This window comes from Streptomyces sp. NBC_01476 (assembly GCF_036227265.1).
In the GTDB taxonomy this organism is placed as follows: domain Bacteria; phylum Actinomycetota; class Actinomycetes; order Streptomycetales; family Streptomycetaceae; genus Actinacidiphila.
Genome location: NZ_CP109446.1, coordinates 1,413,568 through 1,433,542 on the forward strand (window position 1 = coordinate 1,413,568; position 19,975 = coordinate 1,433,542).

Annotated in this window: 20 protein-coding genes; 4 read left to right on the forward strand and 16 right to left on the reverse strand. The window is 72.9% G+C overall.

Going from position 1 to position 19,975, the window contains the following annotated elements; translation table 11 throughout:
* The first annotated feature begins 24 nt into the window (after nt 1-24).
* Nucleotides 25-648 carry an NADPH-dependent F420 reductase gene (locus tag OG552_RS06200; protein WP_329130180.1) on the forward strand — a complete coding sequence of 208 codons (624 nt, stop codon included), beginning with the start codon at nt 25-27 and terminating at the stop codon, nt 646-648.
* Here OG552_RS06200 and OG552_RS06205 read toward each other — a convergent pair.
* Entirely contained in the window at nt 629-1,900 is a 1,272-nt protein-coding gene (locus OG552_RS06205) for a glycoside hydrolase family 10 protein (protein ID WP_329130181.1), read from the reverse strand. The genes OG552_RS06200 and OG552_RS06205 overlap by 20 nt on opposite strands.
* 287 nt (nt 1,901-2,187) lie before the next feature.
* Between OG552_RS06205 and OG552_RS06210 the strand changes: the two genes are divergently transcribed.
* Complete coding sequence (locus tag OG552_RS06210) at nt 2,188-3,045, forward strand: 3-hydroxybutyryl-CoA dehydrogenase (RefSeq protein WP_329130182.1); 858 nt, start codon at nt 2,188-2,190, stop codon at nt 3,043-3,045.
* A gap of 62 nt (nt 3,046-3,107) precedes the next feature.
* Here the strand turns inward: OG552_RS06210 and OG552_RS06215 are convergent, their stop codons facing one another.
* Both OG552_RS06215 and OG552_RS06220 read right to left on the reverse strand, forming a co-directional pair.
* A complete protein-coding gene (locus tag OG552_RS06215; RefSeq protein WP_329140582.1) occupies nt 3,108-3,890 on the reverse strand; it encodes an ABC transporter ATP-binding protein in 783 nt (260 codons plus the stop codon).
* A 292-nt stretch (nt 3,891-4,182) separates the two neighbouring features.
* The gene (locus OG552_RS06220; protein ID WP_329130183.1) at nt 4,183-4,698 is read right to left on the reverse strand and encodes an ABC transporter permease; all 516 of its coding nucleotides are present in this window, start codon (nt 4,696-4,698) and stop codon (nt 4,183-4,185) included.
* 105 nt (nt 4,699-4,803) lie between these two features.
* On the opposite strand from OG552_RS06220, the gene OG552_RS06225 reads away from it, so the two are divergent.
* Complete coding sequence (locus tag OG552_RS06225) at nt 4,804-5,421, forward strand: TetR/AcrR family transcriptional regulator (RefSeq protein ID WP_329130184.1); 618 nt, start codon at nt 4,804-4,806, stop codon at nt 5,419-5,421.
* A gap of 366 nt (nt 5,422-5,787) precedes the next feature.
* On the opposite strand, the gene pheT is transcribed toward OG552_RS06225, so the two are convergent.
* The 7 genes from pheT to infC all read right to left on the reverse strand — a co-directional run bounded on the left by pheT (nt 5,788) and on the right by infC (nt 13,227).
* Nucleotides 5,788-8,286 carry a phenylalanine--tRNA ligase subunit beta gene (gene pheT, locus OG552_RS06230; protein ID WP_329130185.1) on the reverse strand — a complete coding sequence of 833 codons (2,499 nt, stop codon included), beginning with the start codon at nt 8,284-8,286 and terminating at the stop codon, nt 5,788-5,790.
* Entirely contained in the window at nt 8,286-9,407 is a 1,122-nt protein-coding gene (pheS, locus tag OG552_RS06235; RefSeq protein ID WP_329130186.1) for a phenylalanine--tRNA ligase subunit alpha, read from the reverse strand. The genes pheT and pheS overlap by 1 nt, the downstream gene beginning before the upstream one ends.
* Nucleotides 9,408-9,593: 186 nt before the next feature.
* Nucleotides 9,594-10,757 carry an ATP-binding protein gene (locus OG552_RS06240; protein ID WP_443070878.1) on the reverse strand — a complete coding sequence of 388 codons (1,164 nt, stop codon included), beginning with the start codon at nt 10,755-10,757 and terminating at the stop codon, nt 9,594-9,596.
* A gap of 41 nt (nt 10,758-10,798) precedes the next feature.
* Complete coding sequence (locus tag OG552_RS06245) at nt 10,799-11,659, reverse strand: TrmH family RNA methyltransferase (RefSeq protein ID WP_329130187.1); 861 nt, start codon at nt 11,657-11,659, stop codon at nt 10,799-10,801.
* A gap of 103 nt (nt 11,660-11,762) precedes the next feature.
* Nucleotides 11,763-12,146 (reverse strand): 50S ribosomal protein L20, encoded by a 384-nt coding sequence (rplT, locus tag OG552_RS06250; RefSeq protein WP_093739444.1) that lies wholly within the window; start codon nt 12,144-12,146, stop codon nt 11,763-11,765.
* Between the two features lie 98 nt (nt 12,147-12,244).
* Nucleotides 12,245-12,439 carry a 50S ribosomal protein L35 gene (gene rpmI, locus OG552_RS06255; protein WP_103886374.1) on the reverse strand — a complete coding sequence of 65 codons (195 nt, stop codon included), beginning with the start codon at nt 12,437-12,439 and terminating at the stop codon, nt 12,245-12,247.
* A gap of 104 nt (nt 12,440-12,543) precedes the next feature.
* On the reverse strand, nt 12,544-13,227 hold the full coding sequence (gene infC, locus OG552_RS06260; RefSeq protein ID WP_329140587.1) for a translation initiation factor IF-3: 684 nt from the start codon (nt 13,225-13,227) through the stop codon (nt 12,544-12,546).
* A gap of 358 nt (nt 13,228-13,585) precedes the next feature.
* Between infC and OG552_RS06265 the strand changes: the two genes are divergently transcribed.
* A complete protein-coding gene (locus OG552_RS06265) occupies nt 13,586-13,957 on the forward strand; it encodes a DUF1844 domain-containing protein (protein ID WP_329130188.1) in 372 nt (123 codons plus the stop codon).
* A gap of 26 nt (nt 13,958-13,983) precedes the next feature.
* On the opposite strand, the gene OG552_RS06270 is transcribed toward OG552_RS06265, so the two are convergent.
* The 6 genes from OG552_RS06270 to OG552_RS06295 form a co-directional block, all read right to left on the reverse strand.
* The gene (locus OG552_RS06270) at nt 13,984-14,751 is read right to left on the reverse strand and encodes an MIP family channel protein (protein WP_329130189.1); all 768 of its coding nucleotides are present in this window, start codon (nt 14,749-14,751) and stop codon (nt 13,984-13,986) included.
* 100 nt (nt 14,752-14,851) lie between these two features.
* Nucleotides 14,852-15,589, reverse strand: coding sequence for an SseB family protein (locus OG552_RS06275; protein WP_329130190.1), 738 nt, complete (start codon nt 15,587-15,589; stop codon nt 14,852-14,854).
* Between the two features lie 35 nt (nt 15,590-15,624).
* Nucleotides 15,625-16,770, reverse strand: a complete 1,146-nt coding sequence (locus OG552_RS06280) for a Gfo/Idh/MocA family protein (protein ID WP_329130191.1) — start codon at nt 16,768-16,770, stop codon at nt 15,625-15,627.
* Between the two features lie 94 nt (nt 16,771-16,864).
* A complete protein-coding gene (locus OG552_RS06285) occupies nt 16,865-17,446 on the reverse strand; it encodes a TetR/AcrR family transcriptional regulator (RefSeq protein WP_329130192.1) in 582 nt (193 codons plus the stop codon).
* 33 nt (nt 17,447-17,479) lie between these two features.
* Complete coding sequence (gene mycP, locus OG552_RS06290) at nt 17,480-18,706, reverse strand: type VII secretion-associated serine protease mycosin (protein ID WP_329130193.1); 1,227 nt, start codon at nt 18,704-18,706, stop codon at nt 17,480-17,482.
* On the reverse strand, nt 18,703-19,614 hold the full coding sequence (locus OG552_RS06295; RefSeq protein WP_329130194.1) for a hypothetical protein: 912 nt from the start codon (nt 19,612-19,614) through the stop codon (nt 18,703-18,705). The genes mycP and OG552_RS06295 overlap by 4 nt, the downstream gene beginning before the upstream one ends.
* Nucleotides 19,615-19,975: the final 361 nt, after the last annotated feature.

The window sequence follows — 19,975 nt, forward strand, 5'->3', positions numbered from 1 at the left end:
AGCCACTACCAGGAAGGGCATCTCATGAGCGACATCAGCATCATCGGCACCGGGAACATGGCCCGCACCATCGGCGCACGGGCGCTGGCGGGCGGTAACACCGTCGAGTTCACGGGCCGTGATCAGTCCAAGGCCGCTGACCTGGCCAAGGCTCTCGGCGACGGCGCCACGACAGGAGAATGGGGCACCGCCCCGGCCGGGGACATCGTCATCGTGGCTCTGCTGTACGACGGCGTCGTGCCGGTCGTCACCCAGTACGGAGACGCTCTGGCGGGCAAGGTCATCGTCGACATCAGCAATCCCTTCAATTCCACGTTCGACGGCCTGGCCCACCGCGAGGAGACCTCCATCGCGCAGGAGGTCGCCAAGGCGGCCCCGGCCGCCGCCGGCGTGGTGAAGGCGTTCAACACCGTCTTCCGCCAGGTCCTGGAGAAGGGCCGGCCCGACATCTTCATCGCCGGCGACAGCGATCAGGCCAAGGCGCGTGTGGAAGCGTTCATCAAGAGCCTCGGGCTGCGCCCGCTCGACGTCGGCGGCCTGAAAATGGCGCACTGGCTGGAAGGAGCGGGCCTGCTGACGGTGGGCCTCGCCAACCACGGGGTGGGGAACCTGGACTTCTCCCTCAGCATCACCGAACTTCCCGCCTGAACTTGTAACGCTCGGCGACAAGGCTCATCGCGCCCAAGGGGTCGGCGGCCACCTGGGTTGCCGAGAAGTAGATGTTCCCGCGGACCTCCGGGTGGCCGGCGCACAGGTCGAGGTGGCGGGTCAGCTCGGCCGGGTCCTGCCAGGCGGGCGGCTGGCCTGCGACGCCGACCTTGTACAGGGCCTCGCCGATGTAGAGGCGGACCCGGGTGCCGGTGACGACGTCGGACCACCACGGGACGAGCGTCGCGTAGTCGGCCGCGGCGAAGCCGATGTTCCAGTAGACCTGAGGTGCGATGTAGTCAATCCACTCCTCGCGCACCCAGCGGCGGGTGTCCGCGTGCAGGTCGTCGTACGTCTGGACGCCGGCCGTGGTGGCGGAGCCGAGCGGGTCGGTCGCGGCATTGCGCCAGACTCCGAACGGGCTGATGCCGAACCGGGTGCGCGGCCGGATCCGCTTGATCCGGGCGGCCGTCTCGTGGACCAGCAGATCGGTGTTGTTACGGCGCCACGCGTCGCGGTCCGGGAATCCGGCACCGTAGCGCGCGTACGCGTCGTCGTCCTGGAAGGTCTGTCCGGCGACCGGGTACGGGTAGAAGTAGTCGTCCCAGTGCACCGCGTCGAGCGGGTAGCGGCGGACCGCGTCCAGCATCGCGTCCTCGACGAAGCGGCGGACCTCGGGCAGGCCCGGGTTGTAGTAGAGCTTGCCGCCGAACGGGACCGCCCACTCGGGGTGCCGGCGCACCGGGTGGCCGGCCGCGAGGGTGCCGGGGTCCTCGGTCATCGCCACCCGGTAGGGGTTGAACCAGGCGTGCAGCTCCAGACCCCGCCGGTGCGCCTCGTGGACCGCGGTGCCCAGCGGGTCCCAGCCCGGGTCGCGGCCCTGAGTGCCCGTCAGATACCGCGACCACGGCTCATACGGCGACGGCCAGAACGCGTCGGCGGTCGGCCGGACCTGGAACATCACGGCGTTGAGGCGCCGTTCGACCGCGAGGTCCAGCAAGTCGAGCAGTTCCCGGCGCTGTTGGGCGGCGGGCAGGCCGGGCTCCGAGGGCCAGTCGGTGTTGGTGACCGAGGCGATCCACATCCCGCGCAGCTCGCGGTGGCGAGAGCCCTGGCCGGCCGGCCCCGGGGCTCCCTGGGTTCCCGGCGCGGCCGCCACCGCCGAGCCCGGCAGTCCCGCCGCCCCGGCCAGCGCACCGGCCGCCGCCACGGTGAAGCCCCGGGTGAAGCCCCTGCGCGTGAGCCGTCCCATCGCATCCTCCTGATCGCCCGTCACGACCTGCCGATGATGGGTGATCCCGGTCACCTCCCACAACCCTTCCGCCCGTCGTGTCTCGTGACCACCAGGCTCCCCCGCCGCCCCGTGGTGCACTCCCCTGGGCGCCGGTACGGGGCGCGGACCGCACCCCGGCCCGGGCGAGCAGTCCCCGTCACCGCGCCCGGCCCCGCGCCCGGCCCCCAAGCCGGGCCCGTACCGGGCGCGGGTAACGTCTCTCGGGTAGCGACAGAAAAGTGCCGGAGAGGGCGAGGGGCTGACGAGTGAGTGACATCCAGCGCGTCGGAGTGGTGGGCGCGGGCCAGATGGGTTCGGGCATCGCCGAGGTGTGCGCGAAGGCCGGGCTCGACGTCCGGGTCGCCGAGACCACCGGCGAGGCGCTGGAGCTGGGCCGTACCCGGTTGACCGGCTCACTCGGCAAGGCCGCGGAACGCGGCAAGATCACCGCCGAGGAGCGCGACGCCGCGCTGGACCGGCTGAGCTTCACCACCGACCTGGGCGAGTTCGCCGACCGCGACCTGGTGATCGAGGCCGTGGTGGAGAACGAGCGGGTGAAGACCGACATCTTCAAGGTGCTCGACCAGGTGGTGACCCGCCGCGACGCGATTCTGGCGTCCAACACCTCCTCCATCCCGCTGGTGCGGCTCGCGGTCGCCACCTCCCGCCCGGACCACGTGCTCGGCATCCACTTCTTCAACCCGGCGCCGGTGCAGCGCCTGGTCGAGCTGATCCCGGCGCTCACCACCGCGAGCGACACCGTGAAGCGGGCCGAGCACCTGGTCACCGAGGTACTGGGCAAGCACGCGATCCGCGCCCAGGACCGCTCCGGCTTCGTCGTCAACGCGCTGCTGGTGCCGTATCTGCTCTCCGCGATCCGGATGTACGAGTCGGGCATGGCGACCCGCGAGGACATCGACAACGGCATGGAGATGGGCTGCGCGCACCCGATGGGACCGCTGAAGCTCTCCGATCTGATCGGCCTGGACACGGTGGCCGCCATCGCCGACTCGATGTACGGCGAGTACAAGGAGGCGCTGTACGCGGCGCCGCCGATCCTGCAGCGGATGGTGGACGCCGGGCGGCTGGGCCGTAAGACGGGCGCCGGCTTCTACACGTACTGACGCGTCCTGACGAGCACTGACGCGTACCCGGCCGGCCCGGCCGGCCACGGGAGCACGCCGGGTCACTTCCCGCCGTGCTCCTCGTACGCCTTGACGACCTCCTCGGTGGGGCCGTCCATCAGCAGCTCGCCGCGTTCGATCCACAGCACGCGGTCGCAGGTGTCGCGGATCGACTTGTTGTTGTGGCTGACCAGGAAGACGGTGCCGGCTTCCTTGCGCAGTTCGCGGATACGGTCCTCCGAGCGCTTCTGGAAGGCGCGGTCGCCGGTGGCCAGGGCCTCGTCGATCATCAGCACGTCGTGGTTCTTGGCGGCGGCGATGGAGAAGCGCAGCCGGGCGGCCATGCCGGAGGAGTAGGTGCGCATCGGCAGCGAGATGAAGTCGCCCTTCTCGTTGATGCCGGAGAAGTCGACGATGCCCTTGTAGCGTGTGCGCACCTCCTCCTGGGTCATGCCCATCGCAAGACCGCCGAGGATGACGTTGGTGCCGCCGGTGAGGTCGTTCATCAGCGCCGCGTTGACGCCGAGCAGGGACGGCTGGCCCTCGGTGTAGACCTTGCCGCGGTCGGCGGGCAGCAGGCCGGCGATGGCCTTGAGCAAGGTGGACTTGCCGGAGCCGTTGGAACCGATGATGCCGATCGCCTCGCCGCGGTAGGCCGTGAAGGTGACGCCGCGTACCGCGTGGACGGTGTGCACGTTGGGCGCGCCCCTGCGCAGGACCAGTCGGCGCAGGGCCGCGGCGGCGTTGCCCCGGCCGGCGCCGGCGCCGTAGATCCGGTAGACCACGTGCAGGTTCTCCACGACCACGGTGGGCACGCGCGTCTCGGGGAGGGCCGGCTGCGGCAGGGCGGCGGGCTCGGACTCAGGCTCAGGCTCAGGCTTCTCCAGCCGGTCCGCGGGGGACGGCTGCCCGTTCCCGGCCTGGGCGAGGCCCTGTTCCGCGGTCTGCCCGGCGGTCGTTCCGGCGGTGGCTTCGGTAGTCCGTTCAGCGGTCTTCCCTGCGCCCCGCGCGTCCGTCGGATCCGCGGGCGGCTGAGGGCCCCGTTCAGCGCTCCGCTGCGGGCCGTGCCCGGCCGGGGCCCGGCCGGGGCCCTGTCCCGTGGCGGGGCGCTCGGCCGCCGCCTGCTCAGCTGTTCGGTCAGCCACGTCCGTACTCCTCCTCGGACGACCAGAAGAACGCGTACCCAGCCGCTGTCGCCACAGTCGCCCAGATCAGCGCCAGCGGCCACCCGTGCGGCGGGAGCTGCCCGCGGGTGACGGAGTCGATGAGCGCGTACCGGACCAGGCTCACGTAGACGTACACCGGATTCGCGTCCAGCAGCCGCAGCACGAGGTGCGGTGCGCCCGAACTGATCCGGGAGAGGTCGTAGAAGATCCCGGAGACGTACCCCCAGGTGCGCAGCAGGAAGGGGAGCAGCTGGGAGAAGTCGGTGGTTCTGGCGCCGAGCCTGGCCAGCGCGAGGGCGAGCCCGCAGTTGAAGGCGGTCTGCAGGGCGAGTGCGGGCACCGCGAGCAGCCAGCGTGCGGTGACCGGTACGCCGGAGGCGACCAGGATGACCGCGAGCACGCCGAGCGAGAGCAGCAACTGCTGGAGCCGGCCGAGCACGGCCGCGAGCGGCAGCACGGCCCGGGGGAAGTGCAGCGCTCTGACCACGGAACGGAACCGTATCGACGTGTCCGACGGTAGGGCAGATGAACGTCGGAACGCAACCGTTCCGTCGCCACGGTGCCGGTACGTTCATCGGCTACGCTCATCGGTATGACCGCAGACCCCTCGCCCTCCGACTCCCCCGTCCGCCGGGCGCCCGCGGGCGCGGCCGTGCTCCGGGAGGACGTCACCGAGGCGATCCGGGCCGCCGTCTTCGCCGAACTGGCCGCGGTCGGCTACGGGCGGATGTCGATGGAGGGGATCGCCCGGCGGGCGGGCGTGGGCAAGGCCGCGGTGTACCGGCGGTGGCGCTCGAAGCTGCCGCTGGTGCTGGACCTGGTGCCGGCGGTGGCCGCGCAGGGCCTGCCGGTGCCGGACACCGGGAGCCTGCTGGGGGACGTACGGGAGCTGCTGGATGTGAGCGAGCGGGCGCTGCGGCATCCGGTGGCGGCGCAGATCATCCCCGACCTGCTCGCGGAGGCGGCCCGCAGTCCCGAACTGGGGCAGGCGCTGAGCGTGGCGCTGCGCGAGGCGCAGGGGGCGGTCACCGCGACGGTGTTGCGGCAGGCCGCGGACCGCGGGGAGATCCCTTCGGATACGGACCCGGGCCTCGCGCTCGACCTCCTGGCGGGACCGCTCTACTGGCGCGTCACCGTCATGCGCGAGCCCTACGGGCCGGCCCACCGTGACGCACTCGCCACGGCGGTAGTGGCCGCGCTCTCGCGGTAGCCCTTCTCCCGGGCTGCGGCCCTTTCCGCCGCTGGGCGCCCACCCGTGCGTCGCGGCACGTCCGGGCCCCGTTCCCGGGCTGCGCCCGGGGGTGCCCCTTGCGGTCCGTGGGCGACCACCCGTCCGTGTGGGCTGGTCGCGCAGTTCCCCGCGCCCCTTGGTGGTGCGGCCTCTCCGCGAAGTTCGGCACCCACCAGGGGCGCGGGGAACTGCGCGGGCAACCAGTACGGGCCGCTGGATGACCGCGTACCGCAAGGGGCTGCCCCTCCAGGGGCGCGGGGAACTGCGCGGGCAACCCGCCACCGGCGCGAGGTCAGGAACGCACCGCATCCCCGGTGGTGGGCCCCGCCGGCCGCGGGGCCGGGGTCAGGCGCCCCGCAACACCGCCCCGGTGCGCTCCGCCGCCGCGGCAACCGCCGCGTCCCGGGCCGCGGAGGCTTCCTCCGCCGTCAGGGTGCGGTCAGGCGCGCGGAACCGCAGCGCGTACGCGAGGGACTTGCGGCCCTCGCCGATCTGCGGCCCGGTGAAGATGTCGAACAACCGCAGGGATTCGAGCAGTTCGCCCGCCCCCTCGCGCAGCGCCCGCTCCACGTCGGCGGCCGGTACGGACGCGTCCACCACCAGCGCCACGTCCTGGGTGGCGACCGGGAAGGTGGAGATGCGCGGCCCGGTGGCGACGCCACCCCCCGCTCGTTCCACCAGGTCCAGGTCCAGCTCCATCGCGCAGCTCCGCTCGGGCAGCCCGAGCGCCTTGGTGACCCGCGGGTGCAACTCACCGGCGTGGCCCACGAGTTCGTCGCCGGCGAAGAGCGCGGCGCACCGCCCGGGGTGGAAGGGCGCGTACTGCTCCTGCCGCACGGTCAGCTCGACGCGCGCCTCCCTGGCCACGGTCCGGGCCGCCTCGATGGCGTCCGCCCAGATCGCCGGGGAGCCCTTGCCCCACCAGCCGTCAGGTTCGCGCGAACCGGCGAGCACGACGGCGGCCCGTCGCGGCTGGTCGGGCAGCGCGGCCTCCAGCTGGGCGATCTCCTCCTCGGTGGGCCGGCGGTCCACCGGCAGCCGGGGCGGGACCACGGCTTCCGCCTTGGGGTGGAAGACCAGGCCGGTCTCGAAGAGCGCCAGGTCGTGGGCGCCGCGGCCGAGATTCCGGCGCAGGGTGGCCAGCAGTCCGGGCAGCAGGGTGGTGCGCAGCGCGGGCTCGCTGTCGTACAGCGGATTGGCGAGCCGGACGGTACGGCGCCGGGAGTCGTCCTGGTCGAGGCCGAACTGGTCGAAGACCTCACCGCTGAGGAACGGATAGCTGGGCGCCTCGACGTAACCGGCCCCGGCCAGTGCGCGGCCGACCCGGCGGCGCAGCCGCTGGGACTCGGTCAGCCCGCGGCCGGCCGGCGGCCGGGGCAGGGTGGACGGCAGGTTCTCGTAGCCTTCGAGCCGGATGACCTCTTCGGCCAGGTCGTTGGGGAAGGCCAGGTCGGGGCGCCAGCTCGGCACGGTGACGATCAGCTCGTCGGAGCCGTAGACATCGCAGCCGATCTGCTGCAGCCGCCGTACGACGGTCTCCCGGCCGTACGTGGTGCCCGCCACCCGGTCGGGGTGGTCGGCGGGCATCGCGATGGTGCGCGGTGCGGACGGCGTGACCACCTCGGTGACACCGGGGTCCGCGCTGCCGCCGGCCAGCAGCACCAGCAGGTCGACGGCCCGCTGGGCGGCGGCCGAGGTCGCCTCCGGGTCGGTGCCGCGCTCGAACCGGCGGGACGCCTCGGAGGCGAGCTTGTGGCGGCGGGCGGTGCGGGCGACGGAGACCGGCGCGAAGTGCGCGGCCTCGATGACGATCTCGGTGGTGCCGCGGTCCTCGTCGGCGTCGGCGATCTCGGTGTGGGCGCCGCCCATCACGCCGGCCAGGCCGATAACGCCACTGTCGTCGGTGATGACCAGGTCCTCGGCGTCCAGCACCCGCTCGGCGCCGTCCAGGGTGGTGAGCTTCTCGCCGGAGTCGGCGCGGCGCACCCCGATCGGCCCGCTCAGCCGGGTCCGGTCGTAGGCGTGCAGCGGCTGGCCGATCTCCATCATCACGTAGTTGGTGATGTCGACGGCGAGCGAGATCGGGCGCATGCCGACCTTCTGCAGCCGGCGCTGGAGCCAGATCGGGGACTTCGCGTCAGGGTTGACGCCGGTCACCGTGCGGGCGGTGAAGCGGTCGCAGCCCATCGGGTCGGCGACCTTGACCGGATACCCGTTGGCGTTGGGGCCCGGCACGTCGATCAGCGCCGGGTCGCTCAGCGACAGCCCGTAGGCGATCGCGGTCTCGCGGGCGACCCCGCGCAGCGACAGGCAGTAGCCGCGGTCCGGGGTGACCGCGATGTCGAGCACCTCGTCGACGAGTTCCAGCAGGCCGATCGCGTCGGTGCCGGCTTCGTGCTCCGGCGGGAGGACGATGATGCCGTCGTGGTCGTCGCCCATGCCCAGCTCGCGGGCGGAGCAGATCATGCCGTGCGAGGTGCGGCCGTAGGTCTTGCGGGCCGAGATCTCGAAGCCGCCGGGCAGCACTCCGCCGGGCAGGACCACCACGACCTTGTCGCCGACCGAGAAGTTGCGGGCGCCGCAGACGATCTCCTGCGGGGCGCCGTCGGCTGCCCCGGCGGCGCCGACGTCGACGGTGCAGAAACGGATCGGCTTCTTGAAGCCCTCCAGCTCCTCGATGGTCAGCACCTCGCCGACCACCAGCGGGCCCTTGAGGCCGGCGCCGAGCTGCTCGACGGTCTCGACCTCCAGGCCGGCGGAAATGAGCTTGGCCTGGACGTCGCGGCCGGTCGCACCGGCGGGCAGGTCGACGTACTCCCGCAGCCAAGAAAGCGGGACCCGCATCAGATCTCCATCCCGAACGGAAGGGTGAAGCGCACGTCACCCTCGACGATGTCTCGCATGTCCTCGACGTTGTGGCGGAACATCATCATCCGCTCGATGCCGAAGCCGAAGGCGAAACCGCTGTACTTCTGGGGGTCCACACCGCAGGCGATCAGCACCTTGGGGTTGACCACCCCGCAGCCGCCCAGCTCGATCCAGCCCTCGGAGGAGCAGGTGCGGCAGGGGCGGTCGGGGTTGCCGACGGAGTCACCGCGGCAGACGTAGCAGAGCATGTCCATCTCGGCGGACGGCTCGGTGAACGGGAAGTGGTTCGGCCGCAGCCGCGTGGTCATGCCCTCGCCGAAGAGCGAGACCACCATGTGGTCCAGGGTGCCCTTGAGGTCGGCCATGGTCAGACCCTCGTCCACCGCGAGCAGCTCGACCTGCGCGAACACCGGGGTGTGGGTGGCGTCCAGCTCGTCGGAGCGGTAGACCCGGCCGGGGGCGATGACGTACACCGGCAGCTCGCGCTGGAGCAGCGCGCGGACCTGCACCGGCGAGGTGTGGGTGCGCAGCACGACCCCGGACTCGGCCTGCTGGTCGGCGCCTTCGACGAAGAAGGTGTCCTGGGTCTCGCGGGCCGGGTGGTCGGGCGGGAAGTTCAGCGCGTCGAAGTTGAACCACTCGGCCTCGACCTCGGGGCCTTCGGCGACCTCGTAGCCCATGGCCACGAAGATGTCCTCGATCCGGTCCGAGAGCGTGGTCAAGGGGTGGCGGGCGCCGGCCGGCCTGCGGTCGTACGGCAGCGTGACGTCGACGGCCTCCTCGACCAGCACCCGGGCGTCCCGCTCGGCCTCCAGCTCGGTCTGCCGGGCGGCCAGCGCCTGGTTGACCGCGCCGCGGGCCTGGCCGACCCGCTTGCCCGCCTCGGCCTTGGCCTGCGGCGGCAGCGCGCCGATCTCCCGGTTGGCCAGCGCCAGCGGTGAGGTCCCGCCGGCGTGCGCGGTCTTGACGTGCGCGAGCTCGTCCAGATCGGCGGCGGCCGCGATGGCGGCGACCGCCTCGTCCCGCATCCGCTCGATCTGCTCCGGCTGCAACGCCTCGACCTCGACAGGGTCGTACGACTTGTTCGGTGCCGACATCTCTTCCCGTTCCGAAAATTGGGTGCTGTGCGCGGCGGTGACCGGGCCGGACACATGCCAAAGCACGAGTCTACTGGCCTGGCAGGGACCGCTCTGAACGCCTGTGGACAACTTGCTGCGCCCGTCCGGACGGCTCCTGCGCGGTTCCGGTGGCGGCTGGGCGGGGACGCGTGCTCGGCGCGCCGCTCAGGCCAGGAACGCGGGGGTCCCGACGGGCAGAATAAATCGGAACTCGGCACCGCCACCCGGGGCGCGGCCGACCGCGATGGTGCCGCCGTGGGCTTCGACGATGCCCTTGACGATGTAGAGGCCCAGGCCCGTGCCGCCGCGCTTGCTGCCCCGCCAGAAGCGGGTGAAGACGCGGCTCATCGACTCCTCGGGGATGCCGGGCCCTTCGTCGCTCACGGTGACTGCCGTGCCCTCCGTCGTGCGGTCGCCGCCGGTCGCCGGGGCGGGTGCCACCTCGATGGTGACAGTTCCGTCGCCGTGCCGCACCGCGTTTTCCAGCAGGTTGCCGAGGATCTGGTCCACCTTGTCCGGGTCGGCCCACAGCGCCGGCAGGGGTCCGCCGACCCGCAGGTGGAAGCGGTCAGGGAGCTGGCCGGCGGCGACATGGGCGTCCACGTGCCGCTGCACGGCGGCGGCGATGTCCACCGGCTGGCGGTGTATCTCCAGCCGCCCCGAGTCGATCCGGGAGATGTCCAGCAGTTCGGCGATCAGCCGGGTGACGCGGTTGGCGTCGGCGTCCACCGTCTCCAGCATGACCTTCTTCTGGTCCTCGGTGAAGCGCTCCCATTTGGCCAGCAGGGTGGCGGTGAATCCTTTCACCGAGGTGAGCGGGGAACGCAGTTCATGGGCCACGGTGGCGATGAGCTCGGCGTGGCTGCGCTCGGTTCGGCGCCGGGCCTCGGTTCCGCGCAGTGTGACCACCAGCCGCCGCACCGGGCCGCCGGGGTGGTCGCGTACGAAGCGGGCGACGACCAGCACCTCGCGTCCGCCGGGCAGCAGCAGATTGCGTTCCGGCTGGCCGGTCCTGATGACCAGGCCCGCGTACGGGTCGGTGAGCTGCCACCAGCGGCGGCCTTCGAGGTCCTCAAGCGGCAGTGCCTGCTCGACCGGCAGGCCGAGCACGTCGGCCGGGCGCAGCCGGGTGATCCGGGCCGCCGCGGCGTTGAAGCAGATCACCCGGTGCTGTTCGTCGGCGACCACCAGGCCGTCGGGCAGGTCGTCGGGGTCGATGCCGAGGGCGCCGGGCGGTTCGCTCCAGCCGGGGTACGGCGGCTGCGCTGCATCGGGGCGGGACTCACCGGGCCGGCCTGTCAGCATGCCGTTCTGTGGCATGACATCCATCCGCGCCACCCCCCTCTCAGGGCCCCCGGGCCGCCACCCTACTAGCTGGAGGTGACGCTGCGGCACCCTCCGGGAGCGCGCTGGGCGCGCGCGGAGGCATAGAGGCACACAGCGGCGGCCGTGGCGAGGTTGAGGCTCTCCGCGCGCCCGTGGATGGGAACCCGCACCACCTCGTCGGCGAGTGCCCTGGTCTCCTCGGGCAGGCCCCACGCCTCGTTGCCGAACACCCAGGCGGTGGGCCCGCTCATGGCGCCGGCGTCGAGTTCGGCGTCCAGGTCCCGGCTGCCGTCGCCGCCGTCCGCGGCCAGCACCCGTACGCCCGCGGCGCGCAGCCCGGCCACCGCCTCGGCCACCGGGACGCCGACCGCGACCGGCAGGTGGAAGAGGCTGCCGGCCGAGGCACGTACCGCCTTGGGGTTGTAGAGGTCAACCGACGCGTCGGTGAGCACCACCGCGTCGGCGCCGGCCGCGTCGGCGCAGCGCAGGACGGTGCCGGCGTTGCCGGGGTCGCGGACGTGCGCCAGCACGGCGACCAGCCGCGGGCGGGCGGCGAGCACCGCGGCGAACGGCGAGTCCAGGAAGCGGCACACCCCGACCAAGCCCTGCGGGGTGACGGTGTCGGAGAGTTCCGCGATGACCTCGGGGGTGGCGGTGAGGACCGGCGCGCCCGCCGCGCGGGCCGCGGCCACCAGTTCGGCGTGCCGTTCGGCGGCCTCGGGGGTGGCGTAGAGCTCGATGAGGGTCCGGCCCGCCTCGCCGCCGGGATGCGCGACGGCTTCGCGGACCGCCTGCGGTCCCTCGGCGAGGAACCGCCGCTCCTTGCCGCGGAAGCTGCGCTTGCCCAGCCGGTGCGCGGCGGTCACCCGGGCGGAGCGCAGAGAGGTCAGCTCGGGCGTGGGCATGACGCAGGACTCGCTTCTCGGTCGGAGGGGGACAAGCCACGGGCCCGCAGGGGACAACCCACCCGCGGGCCCGGAAACCGCACTTACGCGCTCAGGCGCGATGTCACGCGGCCTTCGGCGCGTTCACGTCGGACGGCAGCGCCTTCTGGGCCACCTCGACGAGCGTCGCGAACGCGTTGGCGTCGTTGACGGCCAGCTCCGCGAGGATCTTCCGGTCGACCTCGACGTTCGCGGCCTTGAGACCCTGGATGAAGCGGTTGTAGGTGATGCCGTTGGCGCGGGCGGCCGCGTTGATCCGCTGGATCCACAGCTGGCGGAAGTCGCCCTTGCGCTTCTTGCGGTCGTTGTAGTTGTAGACCAGGGAGTGGGTGACCTGCTCCTTGGCCTTGCGGTACAGGCGCGAACGCTGACCGCGGTAACCGCTGGCCTGCTCCAGGATCGCCCGGCGCTTCTTCTGGGCGTTGACTGCCCGCTTGACGCGTGCCACTTGATGACTCCTTCTAGGGGACCGCGGTGCTACTCACGCGGCCCGAAAGCGAATGGGGGTCCCGGATCGGACCGCGCGCCCCGGCCGGGGCGCGCAGGTCACTTGCCGAGAAGCTTCTTGATCTTCTTGGCGTCCGCCGGGGCCACCTCGACGGTGCCGGTGAGGGCGCGCGTCTTGCTGGACGGCTTGTGCTCAAGCAGGTGGCGCTTGCCGGCGCGCTCGCGCAGCACCTTGCCGGAGCCGGTGATCTTGAAGCGCTTGCTAGCACCGCTGTGCGTCTTGTTCTTCGGCATGGCGCCGTGGTCTCCTCGTCGCTGGCCCTCCCGTACGCCGTCGGGCGCACGGAGAGCGTCAGTTCTGCATGTCCGTCCTGAAGCCAGGCGGCTCCGGGAAGTTCTCAGCCGGCGTCGTGTGTCGCCGGTACCTCTTCGTCGACTTCATCGACTTCATCGACCGTGTCCACACCGTCGGCGTCGTCGGCGTCGTCCGCGGAGAACTCGCCGCCGTCACCCTGGCGGCCCGCCTTACGGGCGGCCTGAGCCTCGCGGGCTTCGGCCATCGCCTCGGTCTTCTTCTTGTGCGGACCGAGGACCATGATCATGTTGCGGCCGTCCTGCTTGGGATTCGACTCGATGAAGCCGAGGTCCTGGACGTCCTCCGCGAGCCGCTGCAGCAGCCGGTAACCCAGCTCCGGCCGGGACTGCTCGCGTCCGCGGAACATGATCGTGATCTTGACCTTGTCACCCTGCTTGAGGAACCGGACGACGTGACCCTTCTTGGTGTCATAGTCGTGCGGGTCGATCTTCGGCCGGAGCTTCATCTCCTTGATGACCGTGTGCGCCTGGTTCTTCCGCGCTTCACGGGCCTTCATGGCCGACTCGTACTTGAACTTCCCGTAGTCCATGAGCTTGCACACGGGCGGACGGGCGTTCGCCGCGACCTCGACCAGGTCGAGGTCGTACTCCTGCGCAAGCTCCAGGGCCTTGGCAAGCGGCACGATGCCGACCTGCTCGCCACTGGGACCGACAAGTCGCACCTCGGGAACGCGAATCCGGTCGTTGATGCGGGGCTCGGCGCTGATGGGGCCTCCTCGGTTGCACGACGCGACTGACTGGCCGACAGCCGCGCTTGAGTCTGTTTTCGTCCGACTCCCGCACCCAAGGCGTCAAAAAACGCCCCGTACGGGACACAGGCGGGGCTCCTCACAACCGGGAGCACCGCCGCGTTATTCCGCGGGGCGCGTCGGACGGCGCCCGTCCGGCGGGAAGCCGATCGGGTTACCGTCTGACCGGGACCCGTCGGCCGTCAGGCCGAGCAGGTGGGAGATCGGAGCCTCCACTTGGTGGCCGGACACATGGGTGTACGGCCGGTCTTCCTGCCACTATACCCTCAGCCGCCCGCAGACCGTAATCGGCCGGGCTGGGCATATCGTGTGTCGCATGAGCGACGCACCCTCCTCCGGCCCCGCCACCGGCGCGCCGGGCTTCGACGACCTGACCCGCGACATCGCCGACGTGCCGGCGGTCGAGGTGATCACCACCGTGGCCGTCCATCTGATGAGCGCCGCGGCGGTGAACCTGGGGCTGGCCGAAGAGGGCGACCAGCACAAGGACCTCGACGAGGCCCGCAAGCTCATCCAGGCGCTGGCCGGGCTGGTGAGCGCGAGCGCGACCGAGATCAGCTCCTTCCACGCGGCGCCGCTGCGGGACGGCCTCAAATCGCTGCAGCTGGCCTTCCGCGAGGCGTCGCTGGTGCCGGACGCCCCGGGCCAGGGGCCCGGCGAGAAGTTCACCGGACCGGTCTACGGCTGACCGTACGGCCCCCGCCGGCCGCGGCCTCACTCCTGCTCCGCCGCGGCGGCCGCCGCCCTGGCCTCCTTCGCGGCGCTGAGCGCCGGGCGTGCCGCCTCGTGCACCACGGCCGCCAGCGCGCCGCCGACCAGTGGCGCCACCAGGAAGAGCCACACCTGAGTCAGCGCCGGACTGCCGGCGAAGAGGGCGGGCGCCAGGCTGCGGGCCGGGTTCACCGAGGTGCCGGTGAGCGGGATGCCGATCAGATGGACCACGGCGAGCGCGATGCCGATCGGCAGCCCGCCGAAGCCGTAGACCGCGATCCGGTGCGTGACCGCGAGATAGACGAAGACCAGCAGGAAGGTCAGGATCACCTCGGTCACGAAGGCGCCGAAGATGTTGACGCCGATCGCCGACCGGGTGCCGTAGCCGTTGGTGCCGAAAGCGCCGTGCCGCCTGAACCCCGGCACCTGCTCGGCGACCAGCAGGAGCAGAGCGGCGCCGACGATGGCGCCGACGACCTGGGCGACCCAGTAGCCGACGGCCGTACGGAGGTCCATCCGCTTGGCGATCAGCATGCCGAGCGTGACCGCCGGGTTGAGGTGGCTGCCGGAGATCGGGCCGATCGCGTACGCCAGGGCCAGCAGGACGAAGCCGAAGGCCAGGGCGATTCCCAGGGAGCCGATGAACTCGCCGGAGAGCACGGCGGCGCCGACGGCGAAGAAGACCAGTAGCAGGGTGCCGAGGAATTCGCAGACCAACGGCAGCGGGTCCATTCCTTCGAGCTTGCTCAGCGGACCTTCGCGGATCTCCATCGGACCTCCTCAGAGATGATCACTGGGCCGTCCTTGCATTGTCGGCCCCAGGGGTGATCTCTACATCTCGGGAGGAAAAGGGCGCCCGGGGGGTCTGCCCTCAGCGGTGGAAGAGCGGATCCCCCGGCACTGCCGCGTCCGGCGGCAGCAGCGCCAGGTCGAGCCCCTGGACGAGGGCCCCGCGCAACACCTCGTCGGCGGCGAGGGCGGCGGCCAGTGCCCTGCCGGTGGCGGCGACATCGGCGCCCGGCGCCACCACCAGGCCGAGGGTGCCGTCGCTGCCCGGCTTTCCGCCGATGAGATGGGCCCGGACGATGCCCGGCTCGGCGGACACCGCGGTGCGCAGCGCCTCCCGCACCGCGGGGCTGTCCAGCGGATCGGGCCGGCCGGGGCCGAGCGCGGCGGCCCGCAGCGCGGGGCCGGTCAGCTCGTAGACGACCGGTCCCGCGAGGTCGATCAGCAGCGTGTCGGCGCCCTCGTGGGCCACCGCCCGGAGCGCCTGGGCGAAGGGCACGGCGACCGGGCGGGCGTCGGGGCGCCAGCGGGCCAGGCTCGCGGTGGAGGTGAAGGCCGGCAGTGCACGCCGGCCGTCGGGCGCCTGGATGGTGGGGACCGCCATGTCACTGGTCTTCTCCCGGCGCAGCCCGTCCGGGCCGGTCTCCGCCTCGCCGAGCAGCGCCACCACGGGCACCAGCAGCCGGGCGGTGTGCAGCGCCGCGACGACGGCCGGTTCGGTGGCGCGGTCCCGGGCGTACTGGGCGAGCGCGGCCGCCAGTGCGGGGGCGGCGGAGCCGTCGTCGTCGGAGAAGCCGGGGTCCGGGATGCTCTTGAGCGCCACCCCGGAACCCTAGCCGCCGTGCCGCCGCCGGGGTGTCACAGGGTCGCCCGGCGCCCGGTGGCGGCGGCCTCCTCGATCGTGGCGAGCAGCCGGTGCCGGACCAGGGCGTGGTCGAAGCCGGGCACCACCGAGGTGCCCTCGCGCAGGTCACGGGCGAACTGGGCGTAAAGCTGGGCCACGTTGTGGGCGGGGCCGGTCAGGTCGGCGGGCACGTCGGTGAAGTACGCGGACGGGGTGGCGATCGGGGTGACGGTGGTGTCGTCGCCCCGGCCGCCGGCCAGGGTGAGGTCGGCGACCTGGAGGTTGCCGACCGGGGAGGTGAGGACGAGGTCGCCCTCGGTGCCGTTGATCTCCCAGCGGAGGTTGTCGCCGCGGGACAGGCCGCCGCGGTAGTGGAGTGAGGCCGCCGCGCCACCGCTCAGGGTGCCGATGACGCTCACCTGGTCGGGGGCGGTGACCGGGAGGGTGCTGCCGTCCTCCGCCAGGGTGGTCTCGGTACGGCCGGTGACGAGGTTGGCGCTGACGTCGGTGAACTCCCCCAGCGTCCAGTGCACCGCGTCGAGCGCGTGCAGGGCGGGGACCGAGAGCGGCGTGACGCCGTTGGCGGCGTCGAACCAGTAGGCGTGGGCACGGTCGGTGACCGGGCCCCAGGAGATGCCGGAGCCGACCAGGGTGGTGCCCAGCACGCGGCCGATCCAGCCCTGCTCGATGAGGTCCCGGGCGTGCCGGACCTGCGGGGCGAACCGGGCCTGCAGGCCGATCGCGGTCCGCACCCCGGCGGCGCCGGCCCGGCGGACCAGTTCGGCCGCCTCCGGCAGGTCCACGCCCAGCGGCCACTCGCTGTAGACGTTCTTCCCGGCGTCCAGGGCGGCGGTGACCAGTTCCCGGTGGTGGGTGACCTTCACCGCGACCACCACCAGGTCGACGCCGGGGTCGGCGATGAGGTCGGTGTGGTTGTCGTACGCGGCGGCTGCGCCGGACTGCTCGGCGGCGGCCTGCGCGGAGGCCCGGCGGGAGGTGCTGACGGCCCGCAGTTCGTACCGGTCCTGCAGCGACTTCAGGGCGGGTACGTGGCTGATGGACGCCCAGCCGCCGGTGCTCGCGCCGATGATGCCGACGCCGATCCGCGGCGGCCGGCTCCGGTCGGCGGCGGGGTGTCCGGGTGTGCTCTGCTCGGTCATGGCGACAGCCTCTCAGTGGTCTTGGACATCGATATCTTGAACGTTCATTCCATAATCGGAGCGGCAGTGGACACCGGCCGCGCAAGTGCCGGTTTCAGTCCAGTGCCGCCAGCGCGACCTCGGCCGAGGCCGTCAGCGCCGCACGGTCCGGCTCGATCGCGCCCATCACGCGCAGCCCCTGCAGGCTCGTCACCAGGAAGCGGGCCAGGTCGGCGGCGCCGCGCCGGCCGGGCAGCTCGCCGGACTCCTGGGCCCTGACGATGACCTCGAAGAACGCCGCCTCCAGCGAGCGGGCGGTGTCGCGCAGCCGGTCCCTGACGTCGAGGTCGAGATGCGCCCTTTCGGTGGCGGCGCCGACGATCAGGCAGGCGTGCCGGCTGCCGTCGCGGACGATCTCGTCCACCGCGCCGACCAGGACCTCGCGGATCAGCTCCCGGGCGGGAGCGCCCTCCTGGAGCAGTTCGACCAGCGGCCGGGCGAATCGCTCCCGGTACAGGTCGAGCGCGGCCAGGTAGAGGCCCTCCTTGCTGCCGAAGGCGCCGTAGATCGACCCCCGGCCGAGGCCCGTCGCCTCGACGAGGTCCTGGATGGAGGTCCCCTCGTAGCCGGTACGCCGGAACGCCGCCATCGCCGCTTCGACGGCGGCGGTGGTGTCGAACTCCCGGGTTCTGGCCATACCCAGGAGCGTACGACTATCTGGAACGTTCGGTCAAGATAGGTCGCCGGCCGGCATCCGTTCCCGCCGGACCGCCGGGCGGCGCGGGCGGAACCAGAGCAGCGCGGCGGCCACCACCAGCGCCGCGCCGCCGGCGGCGAAGGCCGCGGCCACGCCGTCGCCCAGCACCTTGGCCGGGTCCTCGGGCTTGGGGGCGGGCACCGGCCCCGGCGCGAAGTAGCGCTGGGGGTAGGACGCGGCGCGCGGCACCACGGGCTCGGGCTTCATCTTCGCGGCGGCGGCCAGCGCGGCGGCCGGGTCGATCATCCCGGTGCCCAGCGCGTCGCTGCGGCCGCCCTTGGGCTTGAACCGGGTGGTGGACTGCAGCACCTGCTTGACCTGGACCGGGCTGAGCCGGGGATTCGCCGCGCGGATCAGCGCCGCCGCTCCGGAGACGTACGCGGAGGCCGCGCTGGTCCCCCAGCCGGTGTAGTACGTACGGTCCGGGTCGGCGATCACCACGTCCACCCCGGGGGCGGAGACGGAGGCGTACCAGCGGCGCGTGGAGAAGGACGCGTGCCGGCCCTCCTGGTCGACGGCGGCGGCCGCGATCACCCCGGGGTAGGCGGCCGGATAGGAGGAGCGGTCGGCCTCCTCGCCGCCGTTGCCCGCGGAGGCGACCACCACGACGCCCTTGCTCAGCGCGTACTGGATCGCGTCGTCCTCCTCGGCCACCGGCGCGGCGGTCGAACTGTCGTCGCCGAGCGAGAGGTTGATGACGTCGGCGCCGTGGTCGACGGCCCAGCGGATGCCGTCGGGCAGGGCGTCCCCGCGGGTCTGCCGGGCCTTCTGCCGCTGCGGGTCCTTGTCCTCCAGGATCACCCGGACCGGCAGGATCTTGGCCCGCGGCGCGATGCCGAGCACCCCGGAGTCGCCGCCCGGGCCGTGCCCGTGGCCGGCGATGATCGCGGCCATCCCGGTGCCGTGCCGCGCCCAGGCCCGGTCACCGCGCCCGGCGCCGAAGCCGACCTCGTCCTTGCCGGCGAGCACCTGGCCGGTCAGGTCCGGGTGGGTGGCGTCCACTCCGGTGTCCAGGACCGCGACGGTGACGCCCGCGCCCTGCGTGGTCTGCCAGGCTGCCTGGGCGTGCAGCGCGTCCAGTGCCCAGTCCGCGTCGCGGATGGAGTCGGCGGCGGCCGGCTGGGCGAGCAGCGCGAGGGCCGCGGCGGCGCAGCCGAGCGGGGTCAGCAGGCGGGCGGCGGCGCGGACGCTGAGCGTCATCCGTGGGTCTCCCGGGCAGTGGCGGGGTGGAGTTGCGCGGTGGCCGCGGCGTGCACCCGGTCGTCCACGGCGGAGGCGAGGCCGGTGGCGTCGAAGCCGAGGCCGGCCTGGCCGGTGGCGGTGGTGGCACCCGCCGCGTCGGCCTTCGCGGCGGGCTGCGGGGTGGGTACCGCGCGGCCGTCGGCGAACCCACTCACCGCGTAGACCACGAACGGCAGGTCGGCGGAGATCTGCACGTCCCAGCTGCCGCGCTGCCGGTCGCCGAAGTGCGCGGCGGCGGTGCCGGGGAAGGCGACGGGCCTGGGCAGCAGATCGGCGCGCGAGCCCAGATTCTCGCTGTCCCAGCGCAGATTGAGCGCGCGCATCTGGGCCACCTGCTGCGAGGTGACGACCAGCCCGACGGTGGTGACCGTGGTGGAGGTGCTGTCCATGTAGGTGGCCCGCAGCAGCTTCGCGCAGCCGACGGGGGCCAGAACGCGCTGGAGCAGCGGGTCGAAGGCGCCCGCGCAGGGGCCGGGAGGCGCCACACCGATGCGGATCCAGGACCGGTTCGCGCCGCCGGGGCCGCCGCCCTGCTCGGTGTACGTGGGCGGGAAGAGCTGGTCGACGGGGGTGTTGCGCCAGACGTTCCGGGCGGTGGCGAATGCCTGCGGGCTGTCGTCGGCGACCGGCTTGGGCTCGCGTGGCCCGTGGTTGAGCGCGGCGCCGGCCATCGCGCCGCCGATCAGCCCGAGTCCGAGCACCAGGCAGACCGCGGAGACCAGCCGCCGCCGGCCGGCCCGGGCCGGGCGGTCCTGCGGATACGGCGGGGCGGCCGGCGGCGCGGGGTACCGCGGAGGCGCGGTGTACGGCGGAACCGGCGCGGCGGCGTACGGTATCGCGCCGTAGAGGGCCGAACTCGGGTCCACGGGCCTGGAGTTGGCCGGCGGTTCGGCCAACGGCGCTGAGGGCCGCTGCTGTTGCGGCACGGTCGAGGGCCGTGTGCCGGCCGGGGCGGCCACCGGTGGCGGCGGGGCCGCCGGGCGCGGTGGGGGGTTCTTCGCCGGCGGGGCGGTGCGCGGTGGCACCTGCGGTATCGGCGGCACCACCGGCCTGGGCGGGGCGGCGGGCATCGGCGGGGGCTGCGCGGGCGGTGCCCCGGTGGGCCGTTGATCCGCGGCCCGCGGCGGGCGCGGGTGGAGGGTGGGGAACGGAGCCGGTGGAGTCTGTCCGTTGTCCACTCCGGTGCTCACCCGGCGCCCCCTCGTGCCTTTGTCTGCGCGGCTTGCG